Annotated in this window: 10 protein-coding genes; all 10 read right to left on the bottom strand. The window is 59.8% G+C overall.

Features of this window, described 5'->3' with window-relative positions; translation table 11 throughout:
* Nucleotides 1-38: 38 nt before the first annotated feature.
* Entirely contained in the window at nucleotides 39-2,384 is a 2,346-nt protein-coding gene (locus TBK1r_RS34305) for an alpha/beta hydrolase family protein (RefSeq protein WP_419580676.1), read from the bottom strand.
* A gap of 198 nt (nucleotides 2,385-2,582) precedes the next feature.
* Nucleotides 2,583-3,299, bottom strand: a complete 717-nt coding sequence (locus TBK1r_RS34300) for a hypothetical protein (protein WP_145220265.1) — start codon at nucleotides 3,297-3,299, stop codon at nucleotides 2,583-2,585.
* 91 nt (nucleotides 3,300-3,390) lie between these two features.
* Nucleotides 3,391-4,476: a Gfo/Idh/MocA family protein gene (locus tag TBK1r_RS34295; RefSeq protein WP_419580675.1), complete on the bottom strand. Its 1,086-nt coding sequence runs from the start codon at nucleotides 4,474-4,476 to the stop codon at nucleotides 3,391-3,393.
* A complete protein-coding gene (locus TBK1r_RS34290) occupies nucleotides 4,476-5,786 on the bottom strand; it encodes a Gfo/Idh/MocA family protein (RefSeq protein WP_145220263.1) in 1,311 nt (436 codons plus the stop codon). Before TBK1r_RS34290 ends, TBK1r_RS34295 begins: the two co-directional genes overlap by 1 nt.
* A gap of 45 nt (nucleotides 5,787-5,831) precedes the next feature.
* Nucleotides 5,832-7,268, bottom strand: a complete 1,437-nt coding sequence (locus TBK1r_RS34285) for a DUF1501 domain-containing protein (protein ID WP_145220261.1) — start codon at nucleotides 7,266-7,268, stop codon at nucleotides 5,832-5,834.
* Nucleotides 7,265-9,304, bottom strand: a complete 2,040-nt coding sequence (locus TBK1r_RS34280) for a PPC domain-containing protein (RefSeq protein ID WP_145220259.1) — start codon at nucleotides 9,302-9,304, stop codon at nucleotides 7,265-7,267. Before TBK1r_RS34280 ends, TBK1r_RS34285 begins: the two co-directional genes overlap by 4 nt.
* Before the next feature lie 178 nt (nucleotides 9,305-9,482).
* Nucleotides 9,483-11,732: a DUF1549 domain-containing protein gene (locus TBK1r_RS34275; protein ID WP_145220257.1), complete on the bottom strand. Its 2,250-nt coding sequence runs from the start codon at nucleotides 11,730-11,732 to the stop codon at nucleotides 9,483-9,485.
* A gap of 491 nt (nucleotides 11,733-12,223) precedes the next feature.
* Nucleotides 12,224-13,933 carry an IS1182 family transposase gene (locus TBK1r_RS34270; protein WP_419580133.1) on the bottom strand — a complete coding sequence of 570 codons (1,710 nt, stop codon included), beginning with the start codon at nucleotides 13,931-13,933 and terminating at the stop codon, nucleotides 12,224-12,226.
* A gap of 173 nt (nucleotides 13,934-14,106) precedes the next feature.
* Nucleotides 14,107-17,085, bottom strand: a complete 2,979-nt coding sequence (locus TBK1r_RS34265) for a c-type cytochrome domain-containing protein (RefSeq protein ID WP_145220253.1) — start codon at nucleotides 17,083-17,085, stop codon at nucleotides 14,107-14,109.
* Nucleotides 17,082-18,827 (bottom strand): PPC domain-containing protein, encoded by a 1,746-nt coding sequence (locus tag TBK1r_RS34260; protein ID WP_419580674.1) that lies wholly within the window; start codon nucleotides 18,825-18,827, stop codon nucleotides 17,082-17,084. The genes TBK1r_RS34265 and TBK1r_RS34260 overlap by 4 nt, the downstream gene beginning before the upstream one ends.
* Nucleotides 18,828-19,050: the final 223 nt, after the last annotated feature.

Here is a 19,050-nt window from a genome sequence, read left to right as displayed (position 1 = left end):
AAACCATCAGAGAGACGCTCATCGTCAACATCGAAGCACTAGCGTCTCAACCAGTGCTCGAAGAACCGGTAGATCATTTCGTTGGAATCGGCGTTCGGGGAATGATCGGGCCGATTGGTCATCATCACGCGATCGGTGTGACCGAAAATTCGGTTGACCGCGACGGAGTGATTCAACGCTTGCCAGCGGCTGATCGGATCTTCGGAACCGCCGGAGACCAGGAACGGTCTGGGAGCCATCAAGGCGTGTAGTTCATGCAAATCATGGCCGTCGCTGACCAACTGCGGATACAAACCGCGTGCCGGGTTCTGTTCCGTGATCAAGCCGCGGTTTCGCCATGGCTTGGGGTGATACCCCAGATACCATGGTTCCCAGTAATTCACACTCGGCCGTGATTCGTCGAAGACAATTCCCGGGTCGGACCAGGCGGCACAAGCGAACTTGTCGAACAGGCAGGACGCAAACATCGCCCACTTGCCGCCGAACGAATGGCCGACGATGCCGATCCGTTTGGAATCCACTTCCGGACGACTGGCCAGCACATGCCACGCATTGGCCGCCGCGTAGCCGAGCATCGATAGCGGTTGGACCTCTGCATCGTCGATCGATGGATGATAGAGCGAATACGTCTTGGCCGCGGTGGCATCACTGGTGCCGATCGACAGGGTGACGAAGCCGCGACGTGTGAGTTGTAACGCAAAGTCACGATACGGATTGCCTTCACCGATCGCGGTTTCCGGTTCGTAGTAGACCGTGACCGCTGCGGGGAACGGGCCCTTGCCGTCGGGCACCAGCAGATAGCCGGTCGTCTTTTCATTCGGCGTCCACTGAAAACGCACTCGATGCTGGGTGAAGGTTTCGCGCTGTCGAGAGTCCAGCATTTCCACTTCAGGTTCCGTGATCAGCGGCGGCCACTTGCCGAGCACGTCTTGCCAGGTCGACAGGATTTCCGCGCGACGGCGCTGCCAGTCTTCGGCGGTCTGGACCTTGGAACCATCGGCGAACACCAGCGGCGATCGAAAGTCACCGAAGTCGTCTTGATAGGTTTTCGGAGGATCGGTGTAGGGGAGTAACTCGTCGTTCGGCCGGCGATGTTCCGATGAAACAATCTCGCGACGATTGGGCCGATCCCATTTCAGCTTGGCAACGAAGATGCTGTTGTCGCTGCCGTGCTTTTCGACGCCCAACGGCTGCATCCACTCGGTCACCGTCACCCAGGTTTCGTTCGGTGAAACGTCGACGACGCCGAAATTGCCCAGCCGCGCGCCACGCTCGGGCACCAAGACCTGTTCACTGTCACGGACGACGCACAGCCTTTCCGGGTCGACACGGGCGATGAACAACGGTGCGCGGTGACGAAACACATGATCGTTGTCCGCGCCGCGCCGCGTGTAGACCAAAAACAATCCGTCGCTGTGCGTCACCCAGTGTTGCTGGGTGTTGTAGCTGCCCAGGTCGCTGCCGTCGTCGAAGGTCCAGGCTCGCGGCGGGTCAAAGTTCAACCCGTCATCGCTGACGCTGACGTAGCCCCGATCGTCGTTTCGCAGGGTCAAATTGAAACGCCCACCGAATCGTGTCAGCGAAGGTTCGTACAGACCCCGCTTGATCGGGACGGTCAACGCGTTGCCGACTTTGATGAAGTGCAGGGTCTGGCCGTCGAACCGGCAGCGGCAAACCGCAGCGGAGTATTGCTTGGTGTTCGGTTCTTTGAAGTAGAACGGCACCAGCACATCGCCGCCGGGCAGATCGACGCGCTGGACACTACCCGATCCGGCATCTTGGAATCGGGGTTCGCCGGGCAGGTCGACGGTCTTCCATTTCGACCATTGTTTGGCCGACGGTTCGTAGACGGCGTAGGCGATGCCTCGTGGGCGGACATGCATCACACGGTTGTTGCGATACCACACCGATTGGCCGATGCCGAGCAAGCGTTGGCTGGCCGCATGCCACTGCGGTTGGAAATCGCAAACGGTGGTTTCGTCGCCCGGTTGAAGCAGATGGGGTGCGATCGATGCACCCGTCGGCAGAGCGTCTGACGCTCCGCCGACCCGCTCGCGGGCGAACGCGTCGATCGGTGCTAAATCCGTCCATGTCGCGGCCAAGTCGTTCGAAGTGGTTTGATGCAGTCGGTAAAAAACATCCGAACCGGTCAGCAGCAACTTCTGCGTCGTCATCACGACCAATGGCTGATCCGATTCATTCCCTTTCACGCCTGCGGGAATCGCTCCGGCGCGGGCATGGACCCAGCACGTCTGCCCGTCAAACCCACGCTGGGCCGTCGATCGCTCGATCGTGAAGGAGAGATCGTTGGCGCTGGCAAGGGTGATCAGGAGCAGACTGGAGAGGATGATCGATAGCGGGGATTGTGCGAGGCGGATGGGCATGAAGTGGCAAGACGATGGGGGCAAGACGATGGGGGCAAGACGATGGGGAAGGCAGAATGATGGGGAAGGCAGAATGATGGGGAAGGCAGAATGATGGGGAAGGCAGAATGATGGGGAGGCAGAATGATGGGGAGGCAGAATGATGGGGAGGCAGAATGATGGGGAGGCAGAATGATGGGGAGGCAGAATGATGGGCATTCAGTGCCTGGTTCGCCGACGTCGGATCCAACACATACCCAGGGCCAGTGCGCAGAACGCGCTGCTGCTCGGTTCGGGGATGGCGGTCACGGTGACCGTATTGAAGACCGCCTCGATCGATCGCGTCATTCCGGTGTGACTGCCCAGCGGCGTGGTGACACGATTGCCGCCGGAAAAACCTGTGTCTTGCATTTGCCAGTTGAGCGTCGAAAAGTCGGATGCGTCAAAAGGGTCTGTCGGAGGAAGCGTTCCGTCCCAGAGCGAGGTGCCTCCATTGATCAAGGTGATGGTGTTCAGGCCGGAATAACCTCCGCCCAATCCGGTGATGCTCCATCCGGGAGCATTGTAAAGTTGTAATCCCCGCGCCCGGATCTCGTCATGTGATCCAAAGTCAATCAGCGACAGTGATCCGTACGAATCAAAGGTCGTTGATCCGACCGAGACCGACATGGAGAGTCCATCGTAGGAACCGTATTGCGGTCGGCCATCACGATCGTCTTGATTGTTCGAGTCGTAACTGAAACTTGCCGTGACGGGAGCCCCGACGTTGAACGGCAAGATGCTTAGAAAACTCGCTGTGTCATCATTGCCCGCGAGATCCGTCGCCGCGATGTTGGTCACCGATCCGGTGAGCGTGTAGGTCACCGTGGCGCCAGACGCGTCGACGCTGAGATGAATCAACAGGTAAGAAAACAGAAGCAAACTGAAACGTCTCATGATGTTCTAACTCTCCGGTTGACGATGGATTTGAATCTCCACGCCCGCTACGGGGCATTTTGCGATCGACGGGCAACGACCGTGCGATCGTTCAGAGTTGTCCGGCCAACAATTCGTCGGCTGCCTGTTCGGCCGCTTTGATCACTTCGGCGATCGTCACGGTTTGGCCGTCGCGCTTTCTGCTTTCGGCGGCGGCTTCCATGAACGCGTACAACTCGATCGTTTCCTGCGGATCGATCGGCAACTCACGCGTGCGGAAGAACTTGGCGATCTGGACGACCAACGGTCGATAACCGCCGTAGTCTCCGATCGGTGCGATGCCTTTTTCGCCGAATGCCGTTCCGCCGTAACCTGTCTTTCCCTCGCGCAGGCCGTGGTAGGTTCCGATGCGTCCGCCCGACCAGACACCGACGACGACTTCGCGGCCATCGGTCGCGGTCTGCCGGACCGACTGGCACCCCGTTCCCATGCACGTGTACAACGATTCGACGCCGTGGATGCCATACCAAAATAGATCGGTGTGGGAGGGTTCGGTCGACGCCGGGCTGTAGGCGTTGCAACCCAACACGGCACCGACCTTGCCGTCACGGATGGCCTGGGCACCTTCGCTGTAGCGGAGTGATGAACTGGAAAACATCGGGACGTCATAGTGTGCCGCCGCGCGATAGATCGCGACGACTTCGGCCAGATTCGATGCTACCGGTTTGTCGATGAATACGGGCTTTCCGGCTTTGAAAACTTGCAACGCCTGCTGCAAGTGCGGCTTGCCGTCGTTGGTTTCCAACAGCACGCAGTCGACTCGATCGAGAAGCTGGTCGATCGAATCGACGATCTCGATGCCCATCGAACGCATCTGCTCGGTGTACTTTGGAATCCGGCTGTAGCTGGATTCGATCGTGCGGCTACCGTAGGGATAGGCCGCGACGACACGGCAGTTTTGCATTTCGGGATTCGCCGGTTCCGCGTTGAAGGACTTGGTGAATGCCGGGACGTGCGAGGTGTCCAGCCCGATCACGCCGATGCGGAGTGTTGTTTGGGCTGACGGACTGTCTTCGGCGGCCTCTTGGCCGGTGGCGGCGGACGCGATCGCCAGAGTGACGGCGCACAAAGTGATCACGCGCAGGGCGACCACGCTCTGACGAATGTAACGATAAATGGATGTGTGTTTGGTATTCATTAGACGGTCGGCTCCCATCCCTTGGCGTACTCTCGTGACCATAATTGATTTGCGGCGTCGTTGTTTTGCGGACGGCCGTCGGACGGGTCGGTGTGCAACACGCTGCCGGTCCGGTAGGCGATGTTGCCCAGGTGACAGAGCAGGGTACTGCGATGCGCTTTTTCGATGTCCGCGTTGGTGCGGTGTCCGTCGCGAACCGCGCTGATGAAATCGTCGAAGTGATCTTTGTCGCCGCCGGCGCCGGTGCCGCTAGCGACTTCCTTGTTTCGGATGTCGTACTGGGTGTATCCCGAACCGCGGATCACGATCGATCCCTCGGTGCCGTGGAAACTGACGCCGAATCCCGAATCGTGCGGTCCCAGCGGCGACCAGCTGAGGCCTTCCCAGGTGATGGTTTTGCCGTCGGCAAAGTCATAGGTGACCATCATCGTGTCGGGAGTTTCCTGGTCGTCTTCATGGCGATACTTTCCACCGCCGGCGGTGACACGATTGGGGAAGTCGACTTGCATGCCCCAGCGGGCGACGTCCAGACCATGGACGCCGTTGTTGCCCAGTTCGCCGTTGCCCCAGTGCCAATGCCAGTGCCAGTTGTAGTGGACGAGGTTGTCTTTGAAGGGGCGATCCGGCGCCGGGCCTTGCCACAACCGCCAGTCCAACCAGGCGGGGACCTCCGCCGGCTTTCCGAAGCCGATCGGACCGCGCCGGTTGTTGTACCAGGTTCGGCAATACAGGGTTTTTCCGATCGCCCCGCCGTGAATCTTTTCGACCGCTTCGACGATCCCGGGCCAGCTGCGACGCTGGGTGCCCATCTGCACGACGCGATCGTTTTTGCGCGCCGCCGCGACCGCCATCTCGCCTTCGGCCGGCGTGTAGCTGCAAGGTTTTTCGACGTACACGTGTTTGCCCGCGCCGCAGGCCATGATGGTCGCCGGGGCGTGCCAATGGTTCGGTGCGGCGCAGATCAGGGCGTCGACCGATTTGTCGTCCAGGATGCGGCGAAAGTCTTTGACCGATTGAGTCTTCGTCGACTGTTTCTCGTTGACAATCTTGGTCACCCGTTCGGCCGCCCGCTCATCGACGTCACAGATGTACGCGATGTCGACCTGTCCGCTGGCCATCATGCCTTTGACGATCGCGCCGCCGCGGCCATTGACGCCCATCACGCCGATCGAGAGTTTTTCCGATGGCGCCGCTGCGGCGGGCGTCTCTTGGGCACGCAGCGTGTTGCTCAGGCCGAGGGCGGTCATCGAGGCGACGCCGGTTTTTAAAAACAGGCGGCGGTCTCGATCCAGGGTCTCAATGTCTTTCATTCAATTCGGTCCGGTGTGGGAGAGGTAAAAGGACAGTGGGATCGTTCAGGCGATCAACTCGGGGATGGGTTTGCCGTGGTCGACGATCGGTGTCGGGCGTCCGTTAAAGTCTTTGATCATGACTTTGGAGGCGTCGATTCCGAGGTGGTGGTAGATCGTGGACAAAAAGTCGCCCGGTCCACAGCGTCGATCGATGGCGTCTTCGCCGCGTTTGTCGGTCGCGCCGATGAAGCGACCTGTCTCGATCCCGCCGCCGGCCCAAAGGTTGGAAAAGGCTCGCGGCCAGTGGTCGCGTCCGGGCTGTTTGGTACCCGAGGGGGCGCTCGCGTTCCCGGCGCCGGTGCTGGGTTGGTAATTGATCTTGGGCGTGCGGCCGAACTCTCCGGTCACCACGACCAGAACGCGTTTGTCTAAACCACGCTCATGGATGTCTTCGATCAGCGCAGAAACCGCCTGGTCGTAGGCCTGGGCGCGAAACCGCAGTGCGTCGAAGACGTGATGGTTGACCGCGTGGTCGTCCCAGTTGTTGACGCGTCCGCACAACGGGCCTCGCAAGCTGGTCGTCAACACATCGACGCCGGCTTCGACCAGGCGACGGGCGAGCAGCAATTGTTGCCCCCACGTGTTTCTGCCGTACCGGTCTCGGGTCTTGTCGTCTTCACGCGTCAGATCGAACGCTTCTTTGGTTTTCGGGTTGGTCAACAACGTCAGTGCTTGGGCTTCGAATTGATCGAGTGCCCCGAGTTCGCCGTAGGTATCAAAGGCTCGGTGTAGCGTGTCGAGATTCTGCCGCAGCGTCGTGCGACGTTTCAAACGTTCGACTTCGCTTTTGTCGCTCAAGCCGATGTTGGGGACGACAAAGTTCGGCGCGTTGGGATCGCCGGTCACCGAGAACGGCGAGTACGCATCGCCCAGGTATGCGGGGCCGTTGTAAGTCGTCGGCGGGTTGATGCCGACGTAGGCCGGCAACGGGTTCGTCCGCGGGCCTTCCAGCGAACGGAGGTAGTTGGCGACCGACATCCAGTCTGGCAACCGTGGCTTGGGTTTGTCCCGGGTGTCGCTGTCTCCGGAGAGCAACTGCATCGATCCGGCCGGGTGTCCGCCGGCGCCTTGATACATGCTCCGCAACACCGTGAACTTGTCGGCGATCGCCGCTTGTCGTGGCAGCAATTCGGTGAACTGCATGCCGGGGACTTTGGTGGGGAGCGTGCCGAACGGTCCGCGGTATTCGCTGGTGGCCAACGGTTTCGGATCGTAGGTGTCGATGTGGGAACAGCCGCCGGGCTTCCACACCATGATCACGGCGGATCGCTGTTTCGGATCCTGGTCGACCGATTCGGTCGCGCTGGCGGCCCGCAGTCGCAGGATACCGGGAAGACTGACGCTGGCCATTCCGGCCAGCCCCAGTCGCATGAAGCTACGACGGCCTTGCGGCAAGCCGAACTCTGGGGATCCGCAATCGTCACAGTCGTGATGGATCATTTTGTCGCCTCAGCGGGGACCACGTGAATCGAGATCGGTTTAGAAACGTAAATGTCAACAATGTCTTTGGGTTTGGCGTCGCCGTAAGCGTATTTGGCGACGGCACCGCCATAGAACGCGATCGTGTACTCGCCCGGCGAGGGCTTCAATCGCGCCAGATCGAGAACCGCTTCGGATTGATCTTCGGTCAGCGACAACTCCAGCGCCGCGTTGCGGTCAAATCCGGCGCCGAAGGTTCGCAGCGACATGGTTTTTCCCGAGAACTCTCCACGGCGAATCAATCGCAACGGAATCGTCAGTTTTTCTCCGGCCGTGACCTGCCAAACCTTGTCTTCGGCCGGTTCGATCGACAGTCCGGCCTGTTCGATCCCGCCGACCGAAACGGGAATCTGGTCGACCAATCTGGGGTCGGGGATTTCGCTCTTTGCATTTGTCACGGGCCATTTCATCGATGCCCAACTGCAGTGCCGGACGACGTCTTGTCCGTCGATGCTGGCCCGGCCGAACAGGCTGGCCATTTGCAATCCGCGCGGCGCGTTGTCGGCAGCGGAGACCAACATGATCCCGCGTGTTGCTCCGGCGGCGATCTTCAGTCCCGTCGCCGTGACGCCTTCGGGAAGGTTCTCCATGAACAGGTCGATCTCGCCGTCAAAGCCGTCGCGTCGGACGACGACGATTTCAAGCGGCATGACGGCACCGCCACGCAGGGCGATCGGTTTGCTGAGCGCGTTGCGGTCGCCGTTGCGGAGCCCCATGTGCAGAGCCCAGCCGACCAATGCAAAATCCGGCGTCGCCTTGCGGACGATCATCCGATAGCGATTGGTGGGATCGTTGCGTGTTCCCCCGAACAGATCAGTCACGCGAATTCGGTAGGTGCCGTCTTGTGGGACCTCGAATTTGCCCATCGCATCGGAGGAACCGGCGTTGTAGGGCGGTCCGTCATAGGAGTAGCCGTTGGAGGAACGTTTGACCGGGCTCGGCACGTCGGCCAGTTCCGCGACATCAACGACGTCGCCCCCCTCGACCACACGTTGCACGACGACCGACGGATCGGTCGGGTGACCGAGACGTTCCGACGCGATCTCGACCCACCACGTTTCGCCTTTCTTGGCCGCGAACTGATAGGTGTCCACGTCCGCGGCGGGATAAAAGCTGCCACTGATATCACAAGGCAGCGAAATCCCAATCGCGTCGTCGTCATCGCTGGTCAGTTGCGTTTCTTCAGCCGCGGGAATCTGATCCAATCCGGGCGGCGGCCACGAGAAAGACGTGACGCTTTGGGTGGTGGGCAAGCGTGACGGAATGGCGTCCTCGGCTGCTTCGGTCAACGCCAGGCGAAAGAAATAATACGGTCCACCTTTGAATGTCAGATCGTGGACCTTGACCACATAGCGACCCTCGGCCGGCGCGGTGAAGTCGATGATTCCGCCGCGCCGCTCGACGATCAAATCACTGCCCGAGGCATCGGCGACGACCAACACCGGATTCATCTTCGAATCGATACCCTTGGCGACGCAATCGACAATGATCCGCTGGCCTTGTTTGGCATCGAAGGCATAAAAGTTCACCGAGCGGTCCACCAACGTGGCGTTGACGATCGAGCCGACAGCGATCTCCAGCGCCGTGTCGAGCGACGTGCTGGGTTGGGTTTGGGTGACTTCGGGGACGTTGCTGACCGAAAACGCGCGTGCCGAGGAGATGCCCAGCCCCGCCATGATCCGCGCGTCGTAAACGCCCGGTGCGCAGTCAGCGGCGATGCGAACGAGAAACTGATTGACCACGACCGTGCCGTCGTCTTTCAACTTGGGCGTCGCGCTGATCGAAGGGTTCGAAAAGATCAATTGTTCGGTGCCTTCGAGCGATTGCCCGGTGATGGTGACTTCCAATTCCGTTCCCGCTTGGCCTCCCATCGGCATCGTCGTCAGCAGTCTTGGAGCCGGCAGACAGACCGATTGGGCATGCAGGATGGCGGGTAGCGCTAGCGATGCGAGAACGCACACGCACGCGACCGGTCGGAAGGGCAGGGGAGAGGTCATGTGAAAATTCCAATCGATGGTCGTAAAAAGTGGGATAGGCTTCCAGCATGTCATGGGCTGGATTTGACAGGCCGGAAGCCTATCACCGTTGGCGTCTAGCCTTTAGGCGATTCCGTGTCGCTGCTCCGCAGCGGCAGTGGGCGGCTAAAGCCTGCACACCAACACTCTTGAGGGACGACTAATGGTTAAACAAAAATTCTTTGGTGTTTAGCAGCGCCCAAGTCAGGTCCTGCAGGTTTTCGCGTTCGGCTTTTGTCGCGTCGAGCGGTTTGCCGTTCGCGTCGATTCGCGGTTCATTGAGGTACTGAAGTGCGGTCGCCAATTCGGCATCGCTTGGTGTTCGCGAAAAGGCGGCGAAATACAATTCGGTGACTTTTTCATCGGCGGACGTTTTCTCACCCACCAGTCGGTTGATGCGTCCACCGCCGGCGGCAAGTTTTGATTTGATGTCACCGGCATTCATCAGGTGCAGACTTTGGGCAAGGCTGCCCGATTGCACCCGCTCGCACTCACACACGCTGGTCGCTTCGGGGCGGCCAAACACACGCAGGAACGGCGACGCTTTGTTGTAGCTGTTGTCCGGCAGCGCCACCGCGCGTGTGCCGATCGGCAGATTGGCGAACGAAGTTTGGGTGCCGGCAACTTGATCGATCGCATCGAGCATGACTTCGGCTTGCAATCGCTTGGGATAGTAACGTGAGTAGTTCTGCGAATCGACGAGGTTGTGATCGTTAGGAATCGCGCTCAACTGATATGCTTTAGACGTCGTGATCACGCGAATGAGCGACCGCAGATCGAATCCGCTTTCGACGAAGTGTTGTTCGAGTGCGGTGAGCAACTCGGGATTGGTCGGCGGGTTGGTGTCGCGGATGTCGTCTTCCGGTTCGATCAAGCCTCGGCGAAAGAAGTGTTTCCAGTAGCGATTGACCAGTGACTTGGCAAAGAACGGATTGCTGGGACTGGCCATCCAATCGGCCAGACGCAACCGCGGGTCTTCGTCCGCCGGGATTTCACCGACCGAATCACCGAGCGCCGCCGGAGGCACATTTTCGCCGGTCTTCATGTTGACCGCTTGAGCGGTACCGCGTTGGTGAAAGATCAGATCTTCGCCTGCGGTATCGGTCGGCTTTCGACCGATGCGGCTGAAGAACGCGGCCAGCGAATAATAATCCGTTTGGCTCCAGCGTTCGAAGGGATGATGGTGACACTGGGCACACTGCAGACGGACGCCGAGGAACAATTGGGCGACGTCTTCGATCTGTTGTTTCGGTTCCTTGACACGCTTGTACCAGGCGACCGGAGGATTGGCGATCACGGTGCCGGTGGCGGCCAGTAATTCGCGGACCAATTGATCGTACGGGGTTCCGGCCAGCAGGTTGTCGCGGACCCAGGCGTGGAACGCAAAATTGGACGTGATGTCGCTGGCGTCGTCACGACGGTTCTTCAACAGCGCCGTCCACTTGTTGGCAAAGTAATCGGCGTAGTCGGGGCTACGTAACAAGCGCTCGACCGCCTTGGCACGCTTGTCGGGTGAATCGTCCGCCGCGAACGCTTGTGCTTCACGTTCGGTCGGCACCCGTCCGCCGATGTCCAACGAGACGCGGCGCAGGAACGTGGCATCGTCACACAGATCCGACGGCGGGATCCCGAGTTGTTCTAAATTGGCGAAGACGAGTTCGTCGATAATGTTGTTCGGTGTCGGAAGTGTGTCGACCGGTTGGCCCAGCGGAATCGACGCGTTGTAGACCGCGACACGATCTTGGTGACGCACCATCACGGAGACTTTTCCCGGCGAATCCATCGCCGTCACGTGACCCGATTCGCTGACCGTCGCCATGGCCGAGTCGTTGGATTCAAACAGCGATGTCGCCGTGACGTCACGGGTCGAACCGTCGGAAAACGTGGCGATCGATCGCAGCGTCAGACTTTCACCCGGCTGAAGCGTTCCGGCCGGCGGCTCGACGCGAATCGAAACCAATTCGGGATCGTCGTCCGATCGATACGGCGATCCGGCTTGGATCCAACGGAGCAACGTGTTGTAGTTCGGTGAACCTTTTTCAATGCGAACCCCGCCGCCGTGTGGCACTTCGCCGGCCGCTTTGGCAAGCAACAGGCTGCGGGCCGGATCGAGCGGAAATAGACGTCGGCCGCGACCTTCATGGACCAAGTGCTGGTAGTCCTCCAAGGGCTCAAACCCGAGCAGCGACAATTCGAATCCATTCTGTCCGCCGCCGGCTTTCGCATGGCAGACACCGGCGTTGCAGCCGGCCTTGGTCAACACCGGCACCACATCGTTGACGAAGCTGATGTCGTCGCGTGGCGTATCCGCGTCACAGGGCGTGGCGGGATGGATGATACACAACCCGAACATCATGCAAGACGGCAGCAGCCATCGATGGATTCGTTCGTGAGTGGACACGTTTGTCATGGGCCGAGCAGCGGCAGGGTGGGACAACGGCGCGTTGTCGAAGTGGGAGGGGACATCAGTTTACCGTATTCGGATCGCCACGTCCAATTCTGATTCCCCAGCGGGTAACGCCGTGAAGCATTTTTTAGCGGTCGGGCGCGAGCGGCCTGTCGATTTAATCCGATCGCACGTGGGATTAGCCGCGAGCGCGCAAGCGTACGGGCATTCATCATGTCGATTACTCACCGGCGCCCGTAGGCTCGCGTCAAACGGCTGATCATCAATTGATATCAGCCGGTTCGCGCCAGCGCGAGCGGCGCCCACCAATGTCGATTAAGCGGTATCGGGCTTGCGGCCTGTCGATTTAGTTCCTGGGGACGGTTGATTCGATTTTGGTTCCGGACGAGGCTTTTATGGTGCTATGCGGGGCATCCAGAGTCGTTGGTAAGCGTGTTGACGGGATCGTGGCGTTCGCTTGTGGCGGATTTCGTTCGAAATGCCCCCTATCTCCCCTAGTTTGCTGTTCCGAGCGATTGTGTCGCCGCGGCGGCGCGCAGCTTCGCCAAGTAACTCATGATTTTCTTCAGATTGAATCCGGTCGCCGCCCAGCGCCATTCTTGATTCACACCTGCGATACCTCGAAGCAGGAATCGCCGCATATCAAGCGTGCTCTTGATCACGGCGAAAGGCGTTTCACCGAAATGCTGACGACGAGAGTAAGCCTCTTTGGCTGCAGGCGTTTCCATTCGCGCACGCTGCCGACGTCGCGCTCCTTCATGCTCATCATGCATCGTCTCGCGACCACGTGGCGGGCCAGGCTTGCGACCACGTCGCTTGCCCGCTCGCTTGTCCGACGAGGTCGCTTCGCTGGACTCCTGGGACGATGCCTCGCTGCTGCTTGCCTCGTCTTTTGGCTTCACGTTCTTGCGACAACGCCCAGCCAGCGTGCAGCCCTCGCATTCAAAACAGGTGTAAACCTTTCGCTGCACCGGAGAGCCGTCGCCATGCGTCGTGTTCTCGGTCGTCCGATGTGAAAGCACTTTGCCTGCCGGGCAGTAATAGCAGTCGTTCGCTTCGTCGTACACAAACGCTGCTTTGTCAAATCGTTTGGTTTGTGGATTAACCGGCAACTGATCAATCTGATCGGCGGCAACGGGCTCAGTCAAATCCGAACGCTCGGCAGGGTTGTTCTCGCGATTGGTTTCGGCAAGCGGGCCAATCAGTTCGATCTGTTTTTCCTCAGCCGCAGTGAGGTTTTTGCCCGTCGTGTAAGCCGAGTCAGCCATGACTCGCTTAATGTCAATTCCAAAGTCGTTGGCCACACAGTCGACGATGGTGGCAAATTCGTGGTGTTCGACGTTGCCGATCAAGACGTCCGCCGCAACGATCAGGCCGCTCTGCGTTTCGGTCGTCGCCATCGGAGTAAAGTTGGCTGCGTAACCACCCTCCTTATTGGGAAGAATGCGACTGTCCGTGTCAGTCTTGGGTAACTGGGCGGGGCCCTTCGTCCCATTTTTCCTGCGGACTTCGTCCATCGCATTGACCGTCTCCAGATGAGCGGCCAGTTGTGAGCGGCGTGACTTCAAGTTGGCGACGGCGGCGGGGAGGCGGTCCGCCGAAACGTCCTGGCCGATGAGATCTTCGTCGCATGCGTCGTTGACTTCGAAGGTTTCCAGGGCCTCATCAATTTGCGCGTCAAGTTCTTCGAGTGCTTTGGCTAATCGTTTGGCCGTCCAAGTCTTGTATTTGTTGGCGTCAGCCAGGATGCGTGTGCCGTCGATGCACAGTTCCGAGAGATTGGCGATCCCCAGGTTGATCGCCAGCTTGACCATTTGTTTGAAGATGCCTTTGACTGCATCACTATTGTTTCGGCGGAAGTCGCTGATCGTGCTGTGATCGATGCGGCGACCGCTGCTAAGCCAGATAAAATCGATCGAATGCTTGAGTTCGTATTCAATGTTCCGGCTGGATCGGATTCGCCGAATCATGGCAAACAGCAGGATCTTTGCCATTACGCTGGGATGGATCGGCGGCTGACCGAATCCGCCGTTGTAGGCCGCCTCCCAATCAGTCCAGTCCATCTGATCGAGAATCTCGTCGACCAAGCGAACGGGATGATCCTGAGGGATGAGTTCCTCCAGGGCGGTGGGAATGAGGACCAGTTGCCCGCGTGGTGTAGGAGCTTCCTGCCAATAGCTGGTCTTGGGTTGTCTCTGGCTCACTGGGCAAGCCTCCCTGCGTGAGAAGTGAATCGCGACGACGATCCGCCAAGAATAGCAAACATCGTGACGATGCCTACTAAGCCACCTCCCCTCGTTTTGTGGATACACTAAACCGACAGGCCGCTTGCGCCCTGCCGCTAACACCTCGCTGCAATCCCTTCGGGATAATGACGTCACTCGCCGGCGACGAGTTCTTGCAACTGCTTTCCGGACTTGTCGACTCTTGTTGCGACGCCGTCGGCGCCGCCGACGATGAACTGCGTCCCATCGCGGTTGGCCCCGAGTGCATAGAGGTAACCGCCGGGGAGTTTCGCATTGGTTTCTCGGCCGCCGTTATCGGTGCGATAGACGCGGAAGTAGCCATCGCCAGACGTGATGCCGATGCGGTCGTCGCGCCCCACGTAGACCAATCGCGTGATTTCCGATTTCAGTCCGCTGATCGTCCGCGTCGATTTCCCGGAATCGATGTTCCAGATCTTGACGGTCTCATCGGCTGAACCGCTGGCGAGTTCACGTTGGTTGACGTTCCAGGCGAGCGCGCTGACGTGATGGGTATGGCCTTCGAGTGTCTTGATCAAGGTTCCCGTCGCGACGTCCCACAATTTGATCATTCGGTCCGCGCCTCCGCTGGCCAAGGTCTTGCCATCGGGTGAGAACCGGACGCACAGCACCGTGTCGCTGTGCGGCGATTCGATGCGGCGGACCAGGGAGCCGTCCGACAGATTCCAAATCATCAGCTCGCCCGCCCGCGACGGTTCTCCGCCTCCGGTGGCCAGCCATTGTCCCGACGGATCGACATCGACGCTCAACACTCGATCGGCAAACGGACTGTCCGCGGTCGCCGAGCCGATCGTTCGCTGGTGCTTCCAAACGTGCTCGGACGCTTGCAGCGCGTGGAGCTGTCCGTCGGCTGCCTGGATCACCACACCGCTGTCACCGGCGGAGACCAACTGGCCGCCTGCGGGAAGTTCGGGTAATGGTCCCAACCAGTCGCCGGCGCCGGTCCAAAGGCTCCAGGTTCCCGATGTTTTCGAACGCGTCAGAATCCGTGTGCCTGCAGCGGTCAGGGTAACGGGTTGGTCGGTTGCCGTCGATTGATCCACGCGTGTTTTGGACTCCGCAGCCTTCGCTTGCTTTGCTTCTTGTTCGGCCTTGATGTTTTCGAGTGCCTGCTGGCGACGTTGATGTTCTTCGTCGAGTCCTTTCAGTCGCCGTTCGCCGCGGGCTTTCGTTTCTTCGGCCAATTGCAACGCGTTTTGTTGGTCCGCGAGTTCGCTGTTCTTCGTCGCGAGTTCTTTGGCGGCTTTTTCGGACGCTTCGCTGAGCGTCTTGGTCGTGTCGGCCAACTTCTTGGCGTCGGGCACCGCGGCGAGCTTCTGTTCGGCGTCTGCTTTTTCTTTTTTCAGTGCTTCTAGTTGCTCGGTCAATTTTGCAATCGAAGTATCTAATTGACTGACCGTTGCGGTGAGTTCGGTTCTCATTTTCGTCGCCGATTCTTCTTCGCTACGGGCCTGAGCCAATTTCGCCTGCGCGGCTTCGGCGGCTTTCTTCGCGTCGGCAACACTTTTCTGTTTCTCAGTGACCGCCGTCGACTTGGCGGTGATGTCGGCCGCGATTTTTTCCAAGCTCTTCTTTTCCGCGTCCAGGTTGGATTCGGCCTGTTTGACCGACGCGTCGTGGGCCGCAATCAATCGTTCGCCCACCTGCGTTTCCCACTGGTCTGACGCGTGTTGTGCGGCGGCAAGGGGATCCGATTTGGCGACTTCGACGAACGTCTTGTCCGCCAGATGGAACGTCCCCAGTGCGCCGGATTGCGTCGTCACCCAGAGCAGATTGTTTGGTCCGGAAAGAGCAGCCGAAGCGGGTGCGGCTGGAAGCTTTCCGAGTTCGACGAATTGGTTGTTCGCCGCGTCGAACTGTGCGACTTTACCCGAGCCATCGATCGCGACCAGCGGCGCGTCGTCACGTGTCGCCGCGCATAGGAAGGCGATCGGTTGATCCGAAACCGCTAACTCGCTGCCGGTCCACGTCTCGTTTTCTCGGTGCCATCGATTCACCTTGCCCGTCGCATCGCCGATGACCAGATGATCGCGATCCAGCCAGACCATGGACGTGATCGGATGGGCGGCTTCCATCGTCTCGGGTTCTCTGCCGTCGATGCGGACAACTCGGATGGTTTTGTCCCATGCGATCGACACGCAATCGCCTTGCGGGCCGACGGCGACGCGGACGAGCGGAGGTTGATCCGATTGGAATTCGGCCGGGACGTCAAACCCTTTCATCCATCGCCAGCGATTCATGCCGATCGCGGCCACACTCAGTTCGCCCCTGGGGGACAACGCCGCGACGTGACGGCCGCTGGGGTTCATCGCGATGGCCAGGGTTTCATCGCGATTGATATTTGGAATCGATGTCGGTTCGAACGGAGCCATCTGCCACAGTTTGACGTTTCGATAGCCGCTGGAGAGGACGCGCCCGCCATCGGAATCGAATCTTAAGTCTTGAACAAAGTCGTCGTGGGCGGGTCGGGTTTGGTCTCCCACGTGTCGCTCGAGTGAGTCGATCGGTTCGGAAGACTTTGATCCGAACAAGCGGATTTGGTTCCCGAATCCGACGACCGATAGCCGACCGTCGGACGTCATGTCGGATCCATAAACCGTTTGCAGACTATTCGGCAGCGGTTGCCATTGCCGCGGCGTCGGTGTGCCGCTCGCCTGGTCGACTTTCGCGCCTGAATCGATCCAGCGTCGCAGCAGTGCCAGTTCGATCGGATTCAGTGCCGCGGCCGAGACGTCGTTGTCGTCGGGCGGCATCACCGGGTCTTCGGCATGGGAGGCCAGCAGGAACAAACGGCTCTGTTGGGCATTGCCGGGGACCAGGACATCCTCGACATCGGATGCCTTCATCTTTTCGACCGTTTCCAAATTGACGCCGCCTTCTTCGCTGCTGGCATTGTGACAGGCGACGCAATTTTTGGTCAGCGCGGGAGCGACGTCGCGGCTGTAGAGGACCTTGCGGTCTTTGGGCAGTTCCGCGATCTCGCGGGTGTCCGCCGACACCTCGGTCGACAGGCCCGATGCGATGGCCAACACAAGCATCACCGCGACACCGCGACGCGGACTCGGTTGGGAGCGGGATGGGCGATGAATCATGGCGTTGCCGGTGGGGTCGAAGCGTTGTCGGTCGAGGTGTCGTCGTTCGGTGCCGGTGGGATCGTCAACCAAAACTCTGTCAGCGGGAGCAGGGGACGCAGCTGGTAGGTTGCCTGGGATTTCCCTTCGGTCGGATTGCCGTCGGCGTCCAAGAACGTGCCGGTGATTTGGAACGTCGCGTGACCGGCGGCAGCTTCACCAGCGGTCAACTTTAATTTGACGGATTTCGATGTGTCGCCCTTGGGTTCTGAAATGACACTTTCGACCGTCACGCCAGGCGGACATCCGATTGCCGTGATTTGGACTTTTTCGCCGAAGCCCGCCGTGCGAGTGATCGTGACGGGGATCTCCAGGGGTTTATCACGCGGCAGCACAAAATGGTTGTCGGCGAGGGTCAGCTGGCATTCCGGACGCCGCTCGCGGATCGTCAGCTGGTAGAAATGCCGCGGGCCGTATCCGTCGATCATGTCGGACACCGTCACGTCAACCTGGCCGTCTTCTTTCGCCGTGAAGTCGACGCCGGCGTCGTAGTTGCCCCGTGAGAGGTCATCGTTGCTGGCCAGCACACCGCCCGCCTTCTGATCGCTGATCGTCAATTTTGAATCGAGCAAAAAACCATCGGCTTTCGATCGCACTTCGACGCGATACGTTTTGCCTTTGACCGCGGCAAACGAATACGTGTGTGTTTCTTTGGGTTCGGTGATGCATCCAGCGAGAACCGCGGGGAGCGATCCGTCGAATTCGTCGCCGTGATGCAAATGCACCGCGTCATCGTCCTGGCGTGCCACCCAGAACCAACCGAGTCCGTCCGGCACCGACGCCGTCGACGGTGCCACACGGGTTGCGGGAGACAGAACGACGGGGCATGATTCGGGAAGGTTGTGGCCGAAGGGCAGGGCAGCGTCGCCGCGGATGGCCAGATGGTCTAAGAACGGACCCGTTGTGATGTCGCAGACATAAACAAAGCTGCTCGATCCGCCGAAGCCGACGGTGCTGTTGGGCGTTTCGGGAAACGCAAAGATGCGGACCAGCACGTCCTGGTCGGCCTCGCATCGATAGACCAGTTGAGGGTCCAGCCCGCGGGCGTCGTCCACCTGTGCCAGCACGTTGCCGCGAAGATCCGTCAGCTGCAAGACGGCATCCATCGGTGATTGAAGCAATTGGTTTGCGGTGACCGAAGCGACGAGTTGCTCACCGGATTTGAGCGAGACGCGATAGGCATCGCTATCACCACTCTTGGCCAATCGTCCGGCAACCACCGCCGGCAGGGTCACTCGATGGGCATCGTCGCGTTTGTCATTGGGTTCGACTTCATTGGTCACGGCGATCGGCGCGATGATCAGCGGATGGAGCTGCGTGGCCGATTGCTCGTCGTGTAGCCGGATCCAGGCCACGCCCGGCGGCGCGGTCGGCGGGATCTTGACGGTGAACTTGCCCGAGTCCTTCGCGGGCGTGATTTCAACGTCGTCTCGATCGCAAGCGACCGCCGGCGGCCACTTGGGAAACTTCCCTTCCGCCGTGATCTCCGTTTCGCTGCCCGTGGCAACCGCCGCGGGAAAGACTCGATCGAGCTTGAGTTGTGCCTGAGCGGTCCGAGGCGAAAGCACGCAAACCGAAAACACGCAAGCAACGATGATCCACCCCAGCGGGACGCGTAAGCGAGCGGCGCGAGTGATCCATCCCAGCGGGCGACGCTGTGAAGCACTTTTTAGCGGTAGGGCGCGAGCCCTCCGGTCTTTCAAGGTGTTTTCGCACCGAAACCGGACGGCTCGCGCCGTTCCGCTAACACCGTCGATGCCAGAGTAAATGGCATTGGGCTTCCGCCCTGCCGCTAAAACCTTGCAAAGCACCGGAAACAAACGATTCGAGATCGGCACGCGATACCGGCCGGTGCCACGTGCTGGACCAATCCATTGCCGCTCGATCTCATGCGAGGCCACTGCGACAACCGAACTTCCCGAACGG

This window comes from Stieleria magnilauensis (assembly GCA_007753675.1).
GTDB lineage: Bacteria > Planctomycetota > Planctomycetia > Pirellulales > Pirellulaceae > Stieleria > Stieleria magnilauensis.
The sequence above is the reverse complement of the archived record's forward strand: the minus strand, read 5'-3'. Positions and strand labels throughout refer to the sequence as shown.

Excerpts from the sequence above, each read along its gene's own strand:
- TBK1r_RS34295 (WP_419580675.1), bottom strand. The coding sequence starts at position 4,476 with ATGAATACCAAACACACATCCATTTATCGTTACATTCGTCAGAGCGTG.
- TBK1r_RS34280 (WP_145220259.1), bottom strand. The coding sequence starts at position 9,304 with ATGACCTCTCCCCTGCCCTTCCGACCGGTCGCGTGCGTGTGCGTTCTC.
- TBK1r_RS34300 (WP_145220265.1), bottom strand. The coding sequence starts at position 3,299 with ATGAGACGTTTCAGTTTGCTTCTGTTTTCTTACCTGTTGATTCATCTC.
- TBK1r_RS34265 (WP_145220253.1), bottom strand. The coding sequence starts at position 17,085 with ATGATTCATCGCCCATCCCGCTCCCAACCGAGTCCGCGTCGCGGTGTC.
- TBK1r_RS34275 (WP_145220257.1), bottom strand. The coding sequence starts at position 11,732 with ATGACAAACGTGTCCACTCACGAACGAATCCATCGATGGCTGCTGCCG.
- TBK1r_RS34305 (WP_419580676.1), bottom strand. The coding sequence starts at position 2,384 with ATGCCCATCCGCCTCGCACAATCCCCGCTATCGATCATCCTCTCCAGT.
- TBK1r_RS34290 (WP_145220263.1), bottom strand. The coding sequence starts at position 5,786 with ATGAAAGACATTGAGACCCTGGATCGAGACCGCCGCCTGTTTTTAAAA.
- TBK1r_RS34285 (WP_145220261.1), bottom strand. The coding sequence starts at position 7,268 with ATGATCCATCACGACTGTGACGATTGCGGATCCCCAGAGTTCGGCTTG.